The sequence below is a fragment of the Noviherbaspirillum soli genome, assembly GCF_015352955.1.
Classification (GTDB): domain Bacteria; phylum Pseudomonadota; class Gammaproteobacteria; order Burkholderiales; family Burkholderiaceae_D; genus Noviherbaspirillum_A; species Noviherbaspirillum_A soli.
On sequence record NZ_JACYOX010000008.1, the window covers coordinates 17962 to 36814 of the forward strand.

An 18853-nucleotide genomic window follows, 5' to 3' on the forward strand; every position below is an offset into this window, starting at 1 on the left:
CTGGCAATGGTGCCGGCACCGCTTGCATCGGCATGTCCCTCCCGCCCGACGTATCCGCCACCGGCGCTGATGCGCCCAACTTCTGATGTGCATCAGAAGTGCGGTACTGACTGGTTTCCTGTTCTTCTCCGCTCTACTAATTTGATCGATACACCACTGCGTAAAAGGCGCTCGCCATCGCTGCAAAGTGTCTCGAGCGCCCTACCCATGACGGTGCATCCCTTGCGAGCCTGCGCGGCAGGCGCCTGCAGAACTTCACGATGCAGAAACAGGAGAAGCAGTCATGGCATCCGCAATCATTTCGCGGCGCAGCTTTATCAAGGACGCGGCCCCTCTCGCCGCGGTCATTACCGTACCGCGTCTGGGGCTGGCGCACACCATAGGCATGCGGCTGGAATGGCAGGAATTCAAGCAATCGGAGCACTACGGCAATTTCATCAATGGAATACGCGCCATGCGAGCCAATAGCAAGCAGACCAACGCCGCGTCTTGGCGCTACTGGGTCAACGTGCATGTGAATTATTGTCCTCATGGCATCGCCTATTTCCTGGCCTGGCACCGGGGTTACCTCTTTCATTTCGAGCGCCAATTGCGCCTTGCCTCCGGCGACCCGCAGATGGTCTTACCATACTGGAATTACTACAAAGATCCACGCATACCGCCTGAATTTCTCGACTCGGCAGGCAACAATCCGCTGTACGTGCAGCGTGCTGGCACCAGTGTCTACAATGCGCTCGACCTGTCGCCGTTTGCCTCGACTGTTTACAACTTCCAGCGCGGCACCAGCAACGCTTTCGAGACCAGGATAGAGAGTGCGCCGCATAACCCGGTTCACAACCTTATTGGCAACCAGATGGCAACCATGCAGTCGCCGCTGGACCCGACCTTCTACCTGCACCATGCCAACATTGACAGGCTCTGGCATGCCTGGTCGCTGCCCAGCGGCAAAGGCACGCCCTACACCACCAATCCCTACTCTTCTAGCAGTAGCAACCCTTACTGGTCCGGCTCGTTCACCTATGCGCCCGGCTTGAGCCTGCCGCGCTATCAAGCCTATACGCCGAGCTGGCTTGGCACCAGCTCTTCCAACAACACCATGCCGAGTTCGCTGCCGCCGCAGGCGCAGGCGCAGGCCACGCCGTTGAAGCTTGTACAAGCGCAGATGGACAACATTCTGAACCGGCCGCCGGCGACACCGTTCGCCGCCACCGCAGGCCGCTAAATTGCCAACGGTCGCCTGTCGCTCGGTGGTGCCAGCGCAGTCGCCCTGGCCGAGACTTCGCTCAGTGCTCGCTTGCCCCTGCTCCAGGCCCAGCTGCAGCAACTGCGACAGGTCCTGGCCTCGGTGCAGACGCCTTCCGGGGACTATCGTTCGGTCATGGTTGTAGCCGACAATATCGTGCTGGCTGGGGCTGGCCAAGCTGGCGGTTACTACTACAACGTGTACCTGAACCTGCCCCAAAGCGGCGACGCAAGCGCCATCAGGCAACGCTTTTTCCTCGGCACGCTGGGCGCATTCGAACTGTCCGCGGCGGTTCACCATGGATCGGCAACGCTGTCGTATCCGGCCACCGCCGTGATGGCTGGCCTGGAGCCCGCCAAACTTGAAAATCTTACAGTTTCCCTGATACGGATGAATGGAGAGAATCCGCCCAAGGGGCCGGTGGGAACCATAGGCGAACTGCGAGTCGAACTGTCGTCGGATGCGCCGGTCAACTGAGGCGCTGCGCATGGCCCGCATGCTGATGGCGGCTGCCATCCTTGCATGCGGGCCGTGTGGCCCATGAAAGCCTTCCTGCATCCTGCACGGTCAAAGACAAACCACGATTGCCGGCCAGGATCCAGTCATGGCAATGACGTCGACACTTCCGTTTAGAGCCGCATCGGCCGGGTTTCGGGTTGCAGGTCAGGGCGAAGCGCCAGTGCGAACCGAACACAGTTGCATGGCGCTCAACGCATCGGAACATCCAGCGGACGCCGCAGCAATCCCCGCCTTATCGACCGGGCTCGTCGGCGCCGGCCCTTCGGGGCTCGGTACGGCTGATGTCTGGGCAGGCGCTGGACGGGGCGGGTCAGTCTCGGCAGGGGCCGCAGCGGCCGCTGTTGCGGCGTGAGGCGAAGGAGGCGGAAGAGCGAGGGGCGGGATTGGTGGCAATGGATCATCGAACGCATCCGTGGAAGGCATGGCCGCCGTCAAGGGCGATGGCAGCGGCGCAGGCGTTGCGTTCACCCGGCCTGCCTGCTGGTTGGCAGAAACGGCGGGCGCAGTCTCTTCGATGAATCGCATGCTCAACGCCAGGACGCCAAGGATTACCAGCGCCCACAGGCCCAGCAATGCCGCCCGCTCGTGCCAGCCTGTTCGGGTCGAGTGGCCCACTGGCGATGCGGCGTACCGGAAATTCTGCTGCGCGCTGGCTTCTTGTGAGAACCAAGGCGGGCCTTGATGATGCGGGGCTGGCTGAGGCGTCACCTTCAGGGGAATCCGGTAAGCCTCGGCCCCTGTCGGCGCTGCAGGCTGATCGATGCCTAACGCCTCGAACATTTTGCGCCTGTCGGCACTGTCGTCTGCAGGTCTTTTGATCATGGGAGCTTTAGAAAGGATTGAGGAGCAGCTGCTGTTATACGGCAAGCAGGCTTGGCGCCCGTTCCCTCCATATGTAATCCCACGACCGCGCTGCGCTCTTGACGCTTCTCAAACTACGACTTTGGGATCTGGTTTGGCAGGCTCGAAGCAATGCCGGAGGACAGCACCGCTTTGGCGCTGTCCTCCGGCGGGAGGCCACAGTGGTCCCTTGCGACTACAGGACGAAAGGCTGCCCGGCTTTACGGGATGCCGACGATTTCCTTGAACCGCTTGGCTGCGTACTGCCCTTTCAGCGTGTAAGTAGCCTGGGTTGGATGCACGCCGTCATTGGTAATCTGATAGATGCCCAGATTATTGGTAGTCATGTACTGCTTCAGGTAGTAGTACTGATCAATGACGGGGACGCCCTTTTCGGCGGCAACCTGCTTCATTGCATCGGCAAAACTGGCAGTCAGGGCGCCATCATGCGTAGGGTTGGGCGTTTCGAGAATGATGATTTTTCCTGCTGCCCGCGCGATATCGATCGCCTTCGCATAGTTCGCCTTGTACGAGGTGGTGGTCGTGGCGCGTTCGTAGGAATCGTTAATCCCGTAGTTCATGATGATGTACTTTGCGGTGGTCTGCGTGACGGCAGTCGCCCATGTCGGATGGACGCCGTCCCGGCCCTCAAGCAGTTCGATAATGGAGGCGCCGCCGACACCTTCGTTCTTGACCGCATAGTTGGCCGGCAGATTGGCATCGAGCACCATGGGCGGCGTCTGTGCCACCTGATACGACGTTCCGCCTATACCGCCCCAGACCGTCGAATCACCGAAGTAGTCGACTCGCACCGTGGTGGTCACGGGGCTGGTTGTCGTAGTTGTCGTGGTTGGCGCGGTCGTCGTCGTGGTCGTCGTCGTGGTTGGCGCCGTCGTTGTCGTTGTCGGCGTCGTGGTCGTCGTTGTCGGCGTCGTCGTTGTGGTGGTTGGTGTCGAGCTGGTGCTCGCGAATGAGGTGCTTATCTTCGACGAAATCTTCAGCGGCGGATCGGTCTCCGTGACAGAGTCGAGCGCAGTGGCAGATCCAAGATCGGCGCGCGGTGCCGTTACAGTCGCGTAAGTTGTGCCGCGATTAAATCCCACCGTCTTTACCCAGGTCCATGCCCAGGAACCGCCGCTGCCGGAATAGCGGTAAAGCTGTCCATTTTCGATCAGGTAGTTTGCACCTACGCCATTTTTCGGAAATCCAGTGCCGGCATTGCTATCGCTGTCAACATATACCCGGACCCAGCTCGGTGCGCTGGCATAAGGAACACTGTAGTAGACGTTGGTGGCGTCGAAGGTCACTTGTGTCATTGTCGACGGGTCGGATACCACGGCAGTGGTGGTAGCCATGGTCTTCGTGGCCAATGACCCGCTTGCCGCGGTAGTTCCTTCCGCATCGACTCCCGTCGAAGCTTGAACTGTACCGGCCGTAGTAGCCAAACCGCTTTGGCGAGCGGAATTAGCGGTGGCCGAATCGCCGGTCTGTCCACCACAGGAGATGAGAAAGATAGTCGAACAAGCCGCAAGGGAATTAATAATTTTCATATATAGAAAAGTGATCGAAGTCGCAATTAACATTAAGAAGAATGAATTGGCTCGACCACAAATCAGCAGAAAAGAATGCGACTGAATAACAATATTTTCAGCAGCAGTATTTCCTCGCGCCATTAATAGCGAGCCGCTGCTTTGGTCTGTATCTCTACAGTAAGTTCCCCAAATTCCTTTCCAACAGGAAAATATTTTTTTGAGCAATGACATCATGGCATCGTTAAAATGCAAAACAAGAATCGTTCTACTTATTGGCCAAACGGATTTTCTTTTCCTTATTTTTCCAAGGAGCGGAAAAACGTTTCCTTCATGAATCGATAAATCCATAAGTTTTGCCAAAAATCATTTTTAATAGGAAATACTATTTTGGTATCGGGGAAGCTCTCAGGCCAGCAAAAAAAAATTTTTGTTTTTGCTGGGCTTTTTTTAGCGAGGACCTTCCATCGGTTGGATCGATCCGTTCATCGCTACCGCATTGGCGCTAACTAATGTGGTTTAGCCAGCGAATTTGAGGATACTGATTTCGCTAATGCCGACGTAGTCGATTCACCAAGGCAGGGAAACATAGCGCTATTGAAATGCGCCGGCTGTTTTCATACCGTGCTTTTCCTGCACGATTTGATTGATCAATTGTGCAAATAAAGGGGTAAGGAGTTTGACACCGGCTGGAGACAGATGATGCGGGTCAAAATAATTGGGCCGGCCGGCGCTTTCAAACTGGCATTCAAGGTGGGGGCAAATGAGCAGCGACGGGTCGAGGATTCTAACGCCGGGACTCGACTTTGCAATCCTGTGCAAGGCGGATATCTGTTTGCCGTTGTCGGCCCGGTAGTTATTAATTGTATAAACGTCGGGTTTATTTTTATTGTTTTCTATCGCAGATATATACTCTTTTGGATCAAAGTATGCATTATTCGGAACAACCTGCATGATAAATACATCTTTAATCGAAGCGGGATGATGGACGACCTTGTCCACCGCGGCCTGGAGTCCTTGTTCGTTATCGAAATCCTTTTTCAGAAACGAAACTGAAATAATGCTGGTGATTTTGCGCTCGGCGCTTTGTTCCAGCATTCTGTTCAAGACCTTGTCGCTGCAAAACGCAGAAGTGCCGAAGTCGTGAAGATTGCAATTTCTGGTTGCAAGAAAGACACCAACATTGCGCGACTTGCCTATGGATGCAACCAGCTCATCCAGTTGGTCTGCATGCGAGTCGCCGACAATCAGCACATTTGTGTCGGAAACTACATCGTTGCGGGGACACATTTCCTGGCCGGGCCTCATCAGGCGCTGAAGTATGGGGCAACGGTAAGGCGAGCGCTGCAACTGTGCGCTGTACAGGGCCGCGAGCTTGGCCGGATAACGGTAGGCGGCTCCCTCGGTCAAACTGAATAAGAGCGCAACGCCTACGGTAAGCAGGCCGGAGACCGCCACCGAGCCCACCAGCTTCCGGTTGACCGGAAACAGCATGCTTTTACGGAAAGGCACCTCGATATAGCGATAGGAAAGAGACGCAAGGATAAAGGTCGCCGCCAGCGCCACCATGCCCTGCATGACGGACAATTGATGCCCCACCCAGATGCCCGCAAGGGAAATGACCGGCCAGTGCCACAGGTAAAGCGAATAGGACGTTTGCCCTATATAGCTTGCCAGGGGCTGATCGAGCATCACGTCCCTGCGCTGCCGCGCAGACAGCGCGGCCAGCACCCCGACCGTACCGCCGCATGCGAGGATTGCCTGCAAGCCGGGGAAGACGCTCCTTTGGTCGAACATGGCAATCGCGGCTGCAATGGCGAGCAGCCCGGCCAGCCGCAGCAACATGGCCGCCTTTTCCGACAGGGGGATATAAGCCATGCCCAGCAGCACTCCGGCGGCCAGCTCCCACACGCGGCTCGGCAGCCAATAGAACGCTGTCTTGGGCGACATTCCGGAGACCAGCAAGCCCCCAGCCAGCGAAGCGATGGCGCACAGCAGAAGTACCGGCAGAACCGCAGCCCTCTTCGCCCGGGCCAGCAGGATCAGAAGTCCATACAGGAGGTAGAACTGCTCTTCGATTGCAAGGCTCCACGTGTGCAGCAGGGGCTTGGTATGCGCATCGTCGAAGTAATCCCCCTGCAGCCAGAATACGATGTTCTGCAGGTAGAGCGGCTGGGCTGCGAGGCTTTCGCCATAGTTTTTCAGATACACCGGGTTCAGCACGAAGTAGGCGGCAACCGTGCTGGCAGCCAGCACCACAACATAGGCAGGCGCCAATCTCCTTATGCGCCTGATGTAAAACTGTCGAAGCGATATTTGGCCGGCCTGGAGGCGGAAGAAGTACATCCGGGTAATGATGAAGCCCGATATGACAAAAAATATATCCACCCCGATGAAGCCGCCGGGAACGGCATCGGGAAAGGCATGGAACAAGAGCACGGCGATCACCGCAATGGCCCTGAGTCCATCAACACCGTGCAGATGGTCCCGTGCAGCCTGTGACATATTGTGAGTCGGTCCGCTTAGCATCCTGATGTCTGAGTGCCGCAAGGTTTATGTGGGTTGAGCGGAAGCCGGTCTGGTTGTCCAGCACAGGTGCGCTCCGAATGGGTCGCAGTGCTACGGAAACTGGCAGCGGCGGCAATCCGAGTTCAAAGGTACGATGTTTGCCGGAAGCGAACTTAAGGTATATCAAACAACATTTCGCCCGGTGCCGGCGAGGCATACCGAACCATTTGAACCATTGCGCGGTCGCGCCGCCGCTCTCCCTGCCTGCAAGGGCAATACAGCAAGGAGATCATTGAGAGAACGCAATCGGCCGGTGTGTTGCCATGCTATTGGTGTGCACAAGCGCTGGCCGAGCGCCGACAGCCCGCCTTCAATAGGGAGACTGCATGCCTGCAAGCTTTTACGCATTCTTGACCCGCCGCTGCCTGCTAACAGCCGTTCTGGCTTCAGCCAACGCGATTGCAATGGCGCCGCGCCCGGCGCCGCCAATGGAGACTGGCTCCGACCAGGACAGGGTGGCTTACCGCCCATCGGCGGCCGACTTTCCCAATCCGGAGCGCGGTTTCTACCATCAGGTGGACTGCAATACATGGCCGCTAAGGCCCGCGCTTCTGCGCTCGTACCGGGAGGTACACAAAGACAGCCTGATCATGTGCGCCTTTTCGCTGGAGGACGCGCTCGATGCGCCGATCAGCCAAAAGAAGCTTGACCTCTTCTCCCAGCAAATGGATTTGGTGCGAGCTGCCGGATCGAAGGTGATACTGCGCTTTGTCTATAATTACAGCGACAACGCCCGCGATGCGCCGAAGCCGCGCATATTCCAGCACATGGAACAGCTCCAGCCTTATCTGGAACGTCACAGCGACGTGATAGCGGCAGTGCAGGCCGGGTTCATAGGAAGCTGGGGCGAATGGGGAAACAGCACCCATTACGGCAGCGACAAATTGACGACCGAGAACTGGAGTGACCGCAAGGACATCCTCTACAAGCTGCTTGAAGTACTGCCGGAAAACCGGATGGTGCAGGTTCGTACGCCTGAGTTCAAATACCGTATAGCCGGACAGAGGGACGCCGCGTTGCAGGAAACCGGCCGTTTGCAAGGATCCGGCGCGCGCATCGGCCATCATAACGACTGCTTCCTCGCCACGCCGGACGACGCGGGTACGTTCAAGCTGTTATCGCCAGCCAGCCGCTCTTATCTGCAGGAGGACACAGCAGCCGTGCCCATGGGCGGGGAAACCTGCAGGTACAACCCGCCACGCAGCGACTGCATAACCGCCATCGACGAAATGGCGCGTTTTCACTGGTCCTATCTCAATGCTGACTTCCATGAAGGCGTTCTTGCGAGCTGGAAGAGCCAAGGATGCCACCCACAGGTCAGGCAAAGGCTGGGATACCGTTTTGCCATGCTGAACGCGGTTTTCCAGCGTACAGGTTCGCCGGGAAGCATGCTGCGGCTTTTCATCACGCTGGAAAACACCGGCTGGGCAGCGCCTTTCAACCCGCGTGCGGCAGAGCTTGTGCTGCGTCCCGCAAGCGGCGGGCAGGAGCATCGCATTCCGCTGAACGTCGACCTGCGCTCATGGCTGCCGGGGCGCAGACTGGTGCTGCGCCAGGATGCCTCCCTGCCGGCCGACATGGCGCCAGGCGAGTATGCAATGCTGCTGCACTTTCCCGATCCGATGCCCTCGCTGCGGAGCCGGCCCGAGTATGCGATCCGGCTCGCCAATGAGGACACGTGGGAAGCCCATACCGGCTATAACCGCCTGGGCTACTCGGTGAAGATCGTCTCCGCTCCAGCCCGCCATTGAACGTTAAACCACCCGTCGCACGGGACGTTACGCATCAGGCTTTTTGTCCTATCGCCTGCTTGCCGCTGTACTGCACATTCCAGTAGTGGCCGTAACGGTAGCCGTAACCGTATTGCCGGTTACGCAGCGGCACACCGTTGAACAAAAATCCGTTGGCCGAAAGCCCGGCCTGGTTCAAGTGTTTCAACGACTCCGACACGTCGACTGCGGTGGTAATCCCGGCGCGGGTGAGCAGATAGATCGCAGACGCATGCATGCCCAGGATGACCGAATCCGACACCGCCAGTACCGGCGCGCTGTCGACCAGAATCACATCGTATTGCGTCTCGAGGGCGCTAAGCAGCGCTCCAAGTGCCGGCCGCATCAGCAACTCCGATGAGTCTTCCGGGAGGTTGCCTGTCGACAGGAAGTCCATATTGGGCAAAACGTCACGGTGCAGGACACTCTCTATGCGCTTGGCGCCGACAAGGACATCGGAAAGCCCAAGCTGGCGGCCAACCCCGAAGTAGCTGTGCAGATGGCCGTTACGCAGATCGCCGTCGATCAGAAGCACCCGCTTGCCCCCGGAGCCCATCAGGGAGGCCAGGTTAGCCGACACGAAGGATTTGCCGGTGCTGGCTGTGGGGCCGGTAATCAGCACGACCTTGCCCTGGGATTGGGACAGGGTGTATTGGAGCACCGTGCGGAAGCTGCGCAGGCTTTCGATGGCGACATCGGTTGGCGCGCTCCTTGCCAACAGCGGCATGCTCATGCTTCTCGGGTCGGCATTTGCCAGCAGTTCTGCCTGCGCCTTGCTGTGCGGGATGGCCGCGAACACGGGCACTCCCAGCATCTGCTCGATTTCCGCCGGATCGTCGATGGCCTTCTGCAACGACTTGCGCACGAATGCACCAAAGGTTCCCAGCAGCAGGCCCGCCATGATTGATATGCCGATGATGCGCACGCGATTTGGCGCCACTGGTTTTTCCGGCAGCAGCGGCATGTCCACCAGCCGCACGTTGCTGGTCTTGGCCACCGTTGTCAGCCGCAGCTGGCGCACGGTGTTCAGCAGGGCGGTATAGAGTTCGGTGTTGACCTTGACGTCGCGTGACAGCCGCACCAGTTCCTGCTCCACCTGGGGCAGCGTGCGAATGTGGCCAGCCAGCTTGCGGATCTCGCCGTTGACGTCGGCCAGCTGCGCATCCACGCCCTTGACAAACGGGTGCTCGGGCATGAAACGGGTCAGCAGCTCGATGCGCTTCTGCTCCAGTTCGATCTTGCGGGTCTTCAGCGCGGAAGACTGCTGCAGGCCGATCCTGGCTTCCTCGCCGAGGTCGATGGTGCTGTTCTGGTTGCGGAACTGGGAATAGCGCGCCTCGGCCAGGTCGAGCTGCTTCTTCATCTCGGGCAGCTGCTTTTCCAGAAACGCCAGCGCACTGTCGGCCTCCTGCGTCTTGCGCGCCGCGTTCTGAGCGATATAGGCGCGGGCGATCTCGCCAAGCAGGTTGCTTACGTCGGCCGGATCATTGCCTTCCAGCGAGGCGCGGATGATGCCGGACTGCTTGCCCTGTTCGGTGACGGACATGCGTTTCAGGATGCTGTCGATCAGCACCTGGCGCGACGCATGCTTGAGGATAAAGCGGGTGCCCGGCCAGGCGTTGACGCTCTCTACCAGAAGCTCGAAGCGGCCGTTCGGCAGCGTAATGGACAGCGGCTCGCCGATATATCCAGATGCGGCGAAGTTGCTCAAAGGCTCGTTGATCCGGAATTTCCCTTTCTGTTCCAGCGTCAGGCTGAACTCGCGATTGAGCAGGTCGTCCGGCACCGTCATCACCGCAACCTTGATCTTCTCCTTGGCCCATGCATAGCCATGGTCCCGCACCCAGCCGGGCGGCGGCACCATCTCGCCGTAGTTCGACAACCACCTGCCTATTACCGGCAGGTAGTCCGGCTCGCCACTAATGTCGAGGTGCAGCTTGTCGACCGCGCGCGATATCACCAGCCGGGACTGGAACAGCTCGATCTCCGCGCTGGCGCTCGTCTTCATGCTGAACATCGAGCCGCTCTCGCTCAGGAAGTTGCGCGACTCCTTGGGGTTTTCCTCTTCGACGTGGATGAGCACATTTGCTTCGTAGACCGGCTGCGTCAGCAGCGCGTAGCCAGTGCCGAGCAATATCACCACGACGGCAATGATGGCAATCAGCCAGCGCTGCTCGTACACGATATTGAGGTAGCTTGAGAGTTCAGACTCATCATTGCTCTTGGGAGGCGGCATGATGAATTGCTGCACCGGCAATGCGCCGGCCTGCTGCGTGGGTAGGAAATTTGCCATAGCTGCTCTTCAGGTCGTATTCAATGAAGCGCCGGGGTTGATATCCGGCGCATTTTCAAACAGGGAAGCACTGCAAGACAGGCCGCTCGCTACCGCACCGGCGTCATCGCGGTAACGGCCGAAGAAAGCGCGCCGGGGAAGATCTGGCTGATGGTGCGATGCCAGTTCGTCAGCGGCGTCGCGGCCACATAAACCAGGTCCTTCGGATCGAGCTCGAAGCTCTCGGCCATGGCCAGCGCGCCAGGCGCCTGGGCGTCGAGGCGATACACGACAGGTTCCGAGGCTGAGCGCCGCACCACATAAACCTGGCTGGCGTCGCCGGAAAGCGGATTGATGCCGCCTGCCTCGCCCAGGGCCTCGTTGAGGGAAAGCCTGCCGTTGTGCATGATCAGCGCACGCGGCGCCACCACTTCGCCGGAAACAAACACCTTGCTTTCATCGCGCGAACGGATTCGCAGCACGTCGCCGTTATGAAGCACGATGCTGGACGGATTGACGCCGCGCTGCACCAGTTGCGGCAAATCGATCGGGTAGCTTACGCCGTCGCGGACCAGGGTGATGCGGCTCTGGTCCGCGCTGGGCAGCATGCCTCCGGCGCGGTTGATGGCTTCCATAAGCGTCATCGTGATGTCATTGATCGGTTGCACGCCGGGCTGCTTGACCTCGCCGTCTATATAGACGCGCTTGCTGCGGAATGACTGGACCCGGATAGTGATGTTCGGGTCTCTTATATAGCGAGCCAGCCGCGAGGCCAGCATGGCGCGCGCGCCCTCTTCCGTCAGGCCGGTGACCTTAACCTTGCCGGCATAAGGGAACTGGATCAGGCCCTCATGATCGACGGTAAAACCGGCCGACGGCATTGCCATGGAAGGATTGGTGGGAGAACTCGCCGGCGGCGCCAGGCCATTGTTGAGCTCGGGATGGTCCCAGACCACGATGGAGAGGACATCGCCGCTTTCGATCGCATAGGGCGTCACCGGTTCGGTCAGACGGCTGATGTCCTGGTTATCCCGACTGCTGCGCGCGGCGCGTTCGGCCTGCAGAAGCTGCGGCGTGATTTCCTTGAATGCCGTCGTCGCCGCATCGGCTCCCGCTGACGTCGCCGCGGACGGCATGGCGCTGCCCGTGGACAGGCCCAGAGTTGGCACCATGGGTGAGCCGCAGGCGCCAACAACCAAGCCTATTCCTGCAATCGAGCAAATTTTGCAAGTCCAACCAAAAATTATTTTCATATCCCAGCCTCGGACAGGTTTGTCATTCATGCATGAATAAATCTAGGCTAGTGGACTGCCAGCACATTGACACAGGTCAGCAATCCAAACATCTTGTTTGGTATTCGCCCTTTTTCACTGCCTATGCAGGCACAAATATTGCATTCCATAAATCTGGTTGAAATACTTAAATTTTTAAACTAATCCCAGGGAACTCAACAATAAGGCGCAATATCCATGCACTTAATATTGATTCGTTTCATTAAAGATAGAAAAGTTCTTAACTTACAGTAATGCAACTTTCGGCGGAATATCGACTATGTCACGGTTTTATAAGGATATTTATTTTTAAAAGTTATCGAAAGTTACCGGAAAAGTTCCGTGTTTCCCAAAAAAAATAATCCCAAATTTTTTTGGTTAAAGGGTTGCATCGTTCGATTACCACACGTACTATTGCCCCCGGTTCAGTAAGAAAGTTTCTCCAAGTAAATAAGACCGCAGTGATACAGCATTTACTGCAGCCGCCTTAATCCAAAGCCTAGCGGCCTGTCCCATCCGGGTACGGTGATGTTTAACCGTGGAGGGGAGCCTTACGCCTTAATTTTGCCCGGTGGCATATCTGCAACGGACTTGCTCCGTCGCCGGATTGTCACGTCCCATGATTTTGGCGCGCCGTGAAAGCAATTGATAACGCCAGTTCAGCCTATGAAAACTGACACGCCTGCCCAGATTGTGCAACCGCCTGGTATCCAGGGCGGAGCCAGCACGTTCCGCTTGGCAGGCGCGACATCGTCACGGTCGCGCGGCCTGCCGGTGGGAAGCATGCATTACCTTGCGCGCATGGCGAGGCGACGCTAGCTCCGATCGCCCGCTTAATTAACGAAGGTCCGAAACGCCTTGTGCGCAAGGTGGGGGACTCCTGCATCCTTAAAACTTAATCAGCACTTTTAATCAATGAAAAAATTATCCAAGTCCAAGCTACGCCCTGCCCAAGTTTTCATACTGTCCGCCGGATGCTGCATGGTTTCCATGGCCATGGCGCAAATCGCCACGCCTACCGTCACCAGCGACGCCAGCAACGTCTATTACAAGATCCCGTATTCCGGCACTCCCAGCTTTGTCCGGGTGTTCGTCGACAATGACCACACGGCCTCGACCGGCTATCCGACCGGGGGCGCCGGATCGGGCTTCCTGATCGAGAACGGCAATCTGTACCGCTATGCGGGAAGCAACGGCAGCTGGGCTTGGACTTGGGTCAAAAAGGTGCCCTACACCGTGTCCAGCGGCAGCGCCACCATCAGCGTGCCGCGCGCCGACCTGAATCCTGCGGCCACCATCGATTCCGTGGCGCAAATCGCATCGCCTACCTACTCCTCGGCCAAAGTGTCGACCACTCTGTACGTGGCTGGCACCACGACGACCACCACGCCGACCACGACCACCACCCCTACCGCGCCAACGACCACCACGACAGCGCCGACAACTACCACTACTGCGCCGACAACCACCACCACCGCGCCGACAACCACCACCACCGCGCCGACGACAACCACCACCGCGCCGGTCTCTACCGCCGCCACCACCAATGTCAGTTACAGCTCCACCAGCGCGACCATCGCCAACCCGGAGCGCGGTTTCTATAACCAGGTCAACTGCACCGACACCGTGATGAGCCAGTCGCAGCTGACGAATTACCGCACTTCCAATAACCAGTCGCTGGTGATGTGCGCATTCCTGATGGCCGACTCGGTGAACTCGCCGCTGACCCAGTCAAAGCTCGACCTACTGCAGCGCCAGTTCGACACCGCGCGCGCCGCCGGCGTGAAGATGGTGCTGCGCTTCGCCTACAACTACAGCGACAACGCTACCGACGCGCCGCTGTCGATGATGATGACGCACATGGACCAGCTCAAGCCGGTTCTGGCGCGCAACAGCGACGTGCTGGCAGTGGTGCAGGCCGGCTTCATCGGAAGCTGGGGCGAGTGGGGCAACAGCCGCAACTACGGCACCGGCACGCTGACCAGCCAGCAACTGGCCGATCGCAAGACCATCCTGACCAAGCTGCTGGACATGGTTCCTGCCAATCGCTTCGTGCAGATCCGCACGCCGGACTTCAAGTACAAGCTGATCGGCACTAGCGCGCTCACCGCATCGGAAGCGTTCAACGGTAGCGCCAAGGCGCGTGTGGGACACCACAACGACTGCTTCCTGGCATCGGCCAACGACTGGGGCACCTACAACAACACGTCGGTCGATTATCCCTACCTGGCCGCTGAAACCACTTACCTGCCGATGGGCGGCGAGACTTGCAACTACAGCCCGCCACGCAGCGACTGCCCGACCGCAACCAGCGAGATGAGCCGTTTCCACTGGTCCTACCTGAACGCCGGCTTCAACGCCACGGTGCTCAACAACTGGCGCAGCCAGGGCTGCTACGAGCAGATCAACCAGAAGATGGGCTATCGCTTCGTGCTGAAGAACGCCAGCTTCTCCAACAGCGCCAAGCCGGGCGGCGGATTTGCCGTCAACCTGAGCCTGGTCAACGAAGGCTATGCGGCGGTGTACAACAGCCGTCCGGTGGAGCTGGTGCTGCGTAACAACAGCAGCGGAACGGTACATCGCGTGGCACTCAATGCAGATCCGCGCAAGTGGCTGCCAGGCCAGGCTATCAGCATCAATGAAACCGTGACGCTGCCGTCCGGCATGGAAAGCGGCAACTACAGCGTGCTGCTGGCCCTGCCCGATGCATCGGCCTCGATCAAGAGCCGCCCGGAGTATTCGATCCAGTTGGCCAACAGCAACACCTGGGAAGCCACCACCGGCTTCAACAAACTGAACCACACGGCCAGCATCGCACCGTAAGCACGGTTTGGCGCGGGTTCGGCCTGACTGGATAGTCAAGGCCGGATTCGCTCCAACGGCCGTCGCGGCTTCAGGACTGCGCCAGCAACCTGAAGCCTGCCTGCTCCGCCACGCTGCGCGCCGCCTTATCATGGGCATGCAGCACCAGATCCACGCTGGCCGCCTCCAACCCCAGGCGGCCAGGCAGGTCCGACAGGATCTGTTCCAGATAACCGCGCAGCCTGTCGTCCAGGCTGGCGCGGGCATGCCGGTAGATGTCATACAGCGCAATCACGCCGTCCGACTCCGCCGGCATTTTTTCATTCGCACCCGGCAGCGCCAGCTCGGCGCGCTTGCCTATCCATGCGCAAAACACCAGCTTGTCTTCGTGGACGATGGTGTAGACATGCTGCCTGCTTTCCAGCCGCTTCATCGCGTCATACTGGAACTCGTGATAGGTCTTGCGCCCGCCCGCCTCGTCATAGTGCAGCAGATCGTCGATCTGGTTCGCACGCAGCGCTGGCATGGAGCAAGCCCCGCTGGCCGCCTTTGGTACGCCGCGATAAATGCAGTACTTCCCTGCCGTCAGAGGCAGCGCGCCCGAAAGGGCCATGCGTGCTGATTTCTTGGCGCGCGCCAGCGCAAGTCGCGCGGCGGTCGTGGTCACGCCCAGGCGGCCCAGCCAGGCCGAGGCCAGCTTGGCCAGCCGGGCGCGGCGCTGCAGCCGCAACGTGTGCAATGTATTCAGGGCTGACAACTCCACTACCTCGTCGGTGTCCGTGGCGAGTTGGCTCTTGTAGCCGCCGCCGGGCGTGAGGTCGAAATTGCGACAGCCCTCCTTCGCCAGTTCCATGCACAACATGTAAGTGTGCAGCCGGCCCGGCGAATAGTCAGCGTAAAGCGGCGAATGCGTGATGCCGACCTGGACGCTATCCGGCCCGCGCAGGCCGACATTGACCGATACCACCGCATCGCCCACCTGCAGCAGGCTCACATGCAGCATGCCATCGGCCAATAGCCGACGGTAGAACGCCTTCTTCGACGGATCAACCCGAAACGGGGCGCAGTCGTACATGGCGGCTTGGCGAAAGTCGTATTGCCGGATGTATTCATCCAGGGCGGCACTGAGCTCGACCGCGTCGGTGACGACGCGAAATTGCACTTCGCCCAAGCGCTTGAGGCGATTGTAAAGATTGCGGTTGGTCTTGCCGTTGAAGGACTTGACGATGCGATCGGCGTCGGTGCGCATGTAAGGGCGCGGTTCGGGCGCCGAGAGGCTGCAGCGCAGCGCAGCCGGGGCGTCACGCAGCCCTTCCAGCGGCGTACCCGGCGCAAGGTGCTTCAGATGCAGGTGGCGGCGCGGATAGGCGGCGCGCAATGCCGCGAGCGTGGCGCCGATGAAGGCAGCCGACGATTCCGGAGTGGCAAGCCATACTTGGTACGCGGCCTGGTGCGCGCCGGCGCCGACGATCAGGTCGCCCCGCTCGGCCAGCGTCAGCGTCAGCAGGCCAAGGAGAACGCCGGCGCTCTCCGCCCACAGCAAAAGCGGCTTGCAGCTGGCGGAATAGTGACGGTACCAGGCGCCGACGTAGGCGGGCGACTGATAGCCAGTCGCCCATGGACAGAGCCCGTAAAGGGACTGCCATCGCTGCATGAAGTGCGCATCATCCAGCATGGCAAGCGCTTCGCTACCGGTACACATTTTTATTTCCATGCATTTCCCCTTCCAGTTTCTTTCGGGGCTCGTGCCGCTGTCATGCCAACTCAGGCGCCGAGGTCGGTGCGGCCAGGCTGCGGCCGCGCTGGCAGCCCCCGGCTGCGGACTTCTTCCACTGCGCTGATCGCCTCCAGATATTTGGCGATGACCAGCCCCTCATCGAATTCCCGCTCCACCTTGCGCCTTCCGCCTGCGCCCATGCGCTCCCGCTCGCTGGCTGGCAGCGCGGCCATCGCGAGCATCCGGCTCGCCAGATCGGCGGGGTCGCGGACGCGGCAAAGCATGCCGTTGACCCCGTCTTCCACTACATCGACGCAGCCGGCAACGTCGCTTGCGATGATGGGGCGCGCCATCGCGGCGGCTTCGAGCAGGGTCCGCGGTACGCCTTCCCGGTAAGACGGCAGCACCACGCAGTCGGCGGCCGCGACCTGCGAGCGCACGTCATCGACCGCGCCCAGGTACTCCAACAAGCCTTCCTCTTCCCACGCTGCGATTGCCCGCGCCGGCACCTGGTTGGGGTTGGCCTCCTGCATCGGCCCCAGCAACTGGAACCGCGCTTGCGGCAGCGTGCGGCGCACGATCCGGGCAGCTTCGGCAAACTCGACCACGCCCTTGTTGATCAGCATCCGCCCCACCAGCAGGAAGCACGGCGCTCCTGGGCGCGACGGCGCAGGCTGCACCGGGTAACGGCCAGCCGCGATGCCGGACCCCGGCAGCAAGTCCGCGACTTCCGCCGGCGCCAGGCCAGCGTCCAGGAACAGGCGCCTGTCCTGCGGATTCTGGAAGAACACCCGGAACGAGCGCCGCAACGCCGTTCGGTACAGCAACCGCGCCACCTTGGTCACCATGCCCTCATCGATGAAGGCCGCGCCCAGGCCGGCGATATTGTTGATCACCGGGACACCCAGCGCCCGTGCTGCCAGCGAGCCATACACATTGGGCTTGATGGTGTAGCCGAGATAGGCGACCGGCGCCTGCGACCGCAGCAGCGCCAGGTATCGCAGCAGCAGCGCCAAGTCCCGGCCTGGATGTGTGCCATTGCTGTCCATCGGTAGGTCGACGAATTCGCAGCCTGCCGCAACCAGCCGCGCGGCATACGGATCGGCAGGCGCCGCCACCACCACTCGATAACCACGCCTGATGATGGCGTCGATCAGGCCAGCCCGGAAGTTCCAGGCATTCCACGCGGTGTTGACCGACAGGACAACCGCTGGCCGGGTCATATTGCCTCCTTCAATGCGGCTGGCATCCCGCTGCCGGACAGGCGGCGTCCGAGCGCCAGGAAAGGCTTTTCCAGATGCAGGTAAAGCAATTTGGAGAAGATGAGGGTCATCACCAGGCCCAGCGCTGCCTTGCGCCAGCCATCGGCTAGCTGGCCTGCCACATGCAGCCAGAATGGATGCGCAAGATAGAAGCTGTAGGAGATGCCGCCCAGCCAGATCATGGGCTTCCAGTTCAGCCAGCGAAACACGATCCAGGAAGGATAGCGCACGGCCAGCCAGAACAGCGGAAACAGCGCAATGCCCTGCAGCGTATAGCGCAGCGTGACCTGAAACATGGGATTACGCCAGACCAGGGTCAGGAGCAGCAGCAGCAACGCGCCTGCGAAGGCCAGCTTGCCGACCATCGACGGCTCGGTGGTGGCGGGCGGCGGCGCATCAAGCACAGGATTGCGCCACACCGCCATGACGCAGCCGAACAGCAGGCTGTCGAACCGGGTGTCGGTAGCGTAATAAACATGCTGGTTCGTGACGCTTGCGTCCAGCACCAGCAGCAGGCGCCACAACAATGCCAGCATGCACGGCACAGCCAGCACGGAGGCCATGCGGCGTATCGGCATGCGGCGCGCAAGCAGGATGAAAAACACCGGAAAGAGCAGGTAGAAATGCTCTTCCACGGCCAGCGACCACATCACCGATGTGTACGGCACCAGGGACGCGTCGGAACCGCGCCCGATGATCAGGTAATTGGTGAGGTGCATGACCTGTCCGAGCAGCGCCCCGCCGTTCACGCCGGCCCCCTCCCCCGTGGCGAGCGCATACAGCAGCATGGCGGCCAGCATGAAGTACATTGGCGGGAAGATGCGGCAGGCCCGCCGGATGTAGAAACTGCGCAGGTCGATGCGACGCCCGACCTCGTATTCCTGTCGCAGCAGGGTGGTGATCAGGTAGCCGGACAGGAAAAAGAAGACGGTCACGCCCAGGCTGCTGGGTATGGGCACGTCCATCCACGCGTGGCTTGCAAACACCAGCAGCGCCGCCGCCGCGCGGATACCATCCAGCGAGGGGATATGGCGTATGGTAATCGCTGTCATTACTGGACC

At 59.8% G+C, this 18853-nt stretch carries 11 protein-coding genes; 4 read left to right on the top strand and 7 right to left on the bottom strand.

Annotated elements, in window-relative coordinates:
* Positions 1-283 precede the first annotated feature (283 nt).
* Both IGW04_RS08635 and IGW04_RS08640 read left to right on the top strand, forming a co-directional pair.
* A complete protein-coding gene (locus IGW04_RS08635) occupies positions 284-1222 on the top strand; it encodes a tyrosinase family protein (protein ID WP_194712664.1) in 939 nt (312 codons plus the stop codon).
* Positions 1223-1294: 72 nt separating this feature from the next.
* Positions 1295-1720 (top strand): hypothetical protein, encoded by a 426-nt coding sequence (locus tag IGW04_RS08640; protein ID WP_194712665.1) that lies wholly within the window; start codon positions 1295-1297, stop codon positions 1718-1720.
* Positions 1721-2823: 1103 nt separating this feature from the next.
* Here IGW04_RS08640 and IGW04_RS08645 read toward each other — a convergent pair.
* Together IGW04_RS08645 and IGW04_RS08650 are read right to left on the bottom strand one after the other, a co-directional pair.
* Positions 2824-4482: an SGNH/GDSL hydrolase family protein gene (locus IGW04_RS08645; RefSeq protein WP_194712666.1), complete on the bottom strand. Its 1659-nt coding sequence runs from the start codon at positions 4480-4482 to the stop codon at positions 2824-2826.
* A gap of 243 nt (positions 4483-4725) precedes the next feature.
* Positions 4726-6636, bottom strand: coding sequence for an acyltransferase family protein (locus IGW04_RS08650; protein WP_194712667.1), 1911 nt, complete (start codon positions 6634-6636; stop codon positions 4726-4728).
* Between the two features lie 389 nt (positions 6637-7025).
* On the opposite strand from IGW04_RS08650, the gene IGW04_RS08655 reads away from it, so the two are divergent.
* The gene (locus tag IGW04_RS08655) at positions 7026-8450 is read left to right on the top strand and encodes a DUF4832 domain-containing protein (RefSeq protein ID WP_194712668.1); all 1425 of its coding nucleotides are present in this window, start codon (positions 7026-7028) and stop codon (positions 8448-8450) included.
* Positions 8451-8484: 34 nt separating this feature from the next.
* On the opposite strand, the gene IGW04_RS08660 is transcribed toward IGW04_RS08655, so the two are convergent.
* Both IGW04_RS08660 and IGW04_RS08665 read right to left on the bottom strand, forming a co-directional pair.
* A complete protein-coding gene (locus IGW04_RS08660; RefSeq protein WP_194712669.1) occupies positions 8485-10761 on the bottom strand; it encodes a polysaccharide biosynthesis tyrosine autokinase in 2277 nt (758 codons plus the stop codon).
* Positions 10762-10850: 89 nt separating this feature from the next.
* Positions 10851-11912 (bottom strand): polysaccharide biosynthesis/export family protein, encoded by a 1062-nt coding sequence (locus IGW04_RS08665; RefSeq protein WP_194712670.1) that lies wholly within the window; start codon positions 11910-11912, stop codon positions 10851-10853.
* 1080 nt (positions 11913-12992) lie between these two features.
* Here IGW04_RS08665 and IGW04_RS08670 point away from each other — a divergent pair.
* On the top strand, positions 12993-14834 hold the full coding sequence (locus IGW04_RS08670) for a DUF4832 domain-containing protein (RefSeq protein WP_228526950.1): 1842 nt from the start codon (positions 12993-12995) through the stop codon (positions 14832-14834).
* A gap of 70 nt (positions 14835-14904) precedes the next feature.
* Here the strand turns inward: IGW04_RS08670 and IGW04_RS08675 are convergent, their stop codons facing one another.
* From IGW04_RS08675 to IGW04_RS08685, 3 genes are all read right to left on the bottom strand, one after another.
* Positions 14905-16515: a GNAT family N-acetyltransferase gene (locus IGW04_RS08675; protein WP_194712671.1), complete on the bottom strand. Its 1611-nt coding sequence runs from the start codon at positions 16513-16515 to the stop codon at positions 14905-14907.
* A 62-nt stretch (positions 16516-16577) separates the two neighbouring features.
* Entirely contained in the window at positions 16578-17753 is a 1176-nt protein-coding gene (locus IGW04_RS08680) for a glycosyltransferase family 4 protein (protein WP_194712672.1), read from the bottom strand.
* Complete coding sequence (locus tag IGW04_RS08685; RefSeq protein ID WP_194712673.1) at positions 17750-18844, bottom strand: acyltransferase family protein; 1095 nt, start codon at positions 18842-18844, stop codon at positions 17750-17752. Before IGW04_RS08685 ends, IGW04_RS08680 begins: the two co-directional genes overlap by 4 nt.
* Between the last annotated feature and the right edge of the window lie 9 nt (positions 18845-18853).

Coding starts and splice junctions, on each gene's coding strand:
- IGW04_RS08685 (WP_194712673.1), bottom strand. CDS start 18,844: ATGACAGCGATTACCATACGCCATATCCCCTCGCTGGATGGTATCCGC.
- IGW04_RS08655 (WP_194712668.1), top strand. CDS start 7,026: ATGCCTGCAAGCTTTTACGCATTCTTGACCCGCCGCTGCCTGCTAACA.
- IGW04_RS08645 (WP_194712666.1), bottom strand. CDS start 4,482: ATGGATTTATCGATTCATGAAGGAAACGTTTTTCCGCTCCTTGGAAAA.
- IGW04_RS08670 (WP_228526950.1), top strand. CDS start 12,993: ATGGTTTCCATGGCCATGGCGCAAATCGCCACGCCTACCGTCACCAGC.
- IGW04_RS08650 (WP_194712667.1), bottom strand. CDS start 6,636: ATGTCACAGGCTGCACGGGACCATCTGCACGGTGTTGATGGACTCAGG.
- IGW04_RS08665 (WP_194712670.1), bottom strand. CDS start 11,912: ATGGTGCCAACTCTGGGCCTGTCCACGGGCAGCGCCATGCCGTCCGCG.
- IGW04_RS08675 (WP_194712671.1), bottom strand. CDS start 16,515: ATGTGTACCGGTAGCGAAGCGCTTGCCATGCTGGATGATGCGCACTTC.
- IGW04_RS08680 (WP_194712672.1), bottom strand. CDS start 17,753: ATGACCCGGCCAGCGGTTGTCCTGTCGGTCAACACCGCGTGGAATGCC.
- IGW04_RS08635 (WP_194712664.1), top strand. CDS start 284: ATGGCATCCGCAATCATTTCGCGGCGCAGCTTTATCAAGGACGCGGCC.
- IGW04_RS08660 (WP_194712669.1), bottom strand. CDS start 10,761: ATGGCAAATTTCCTACCCACGCAGCAGGCCGGCGCATTGCCGGTGCAG.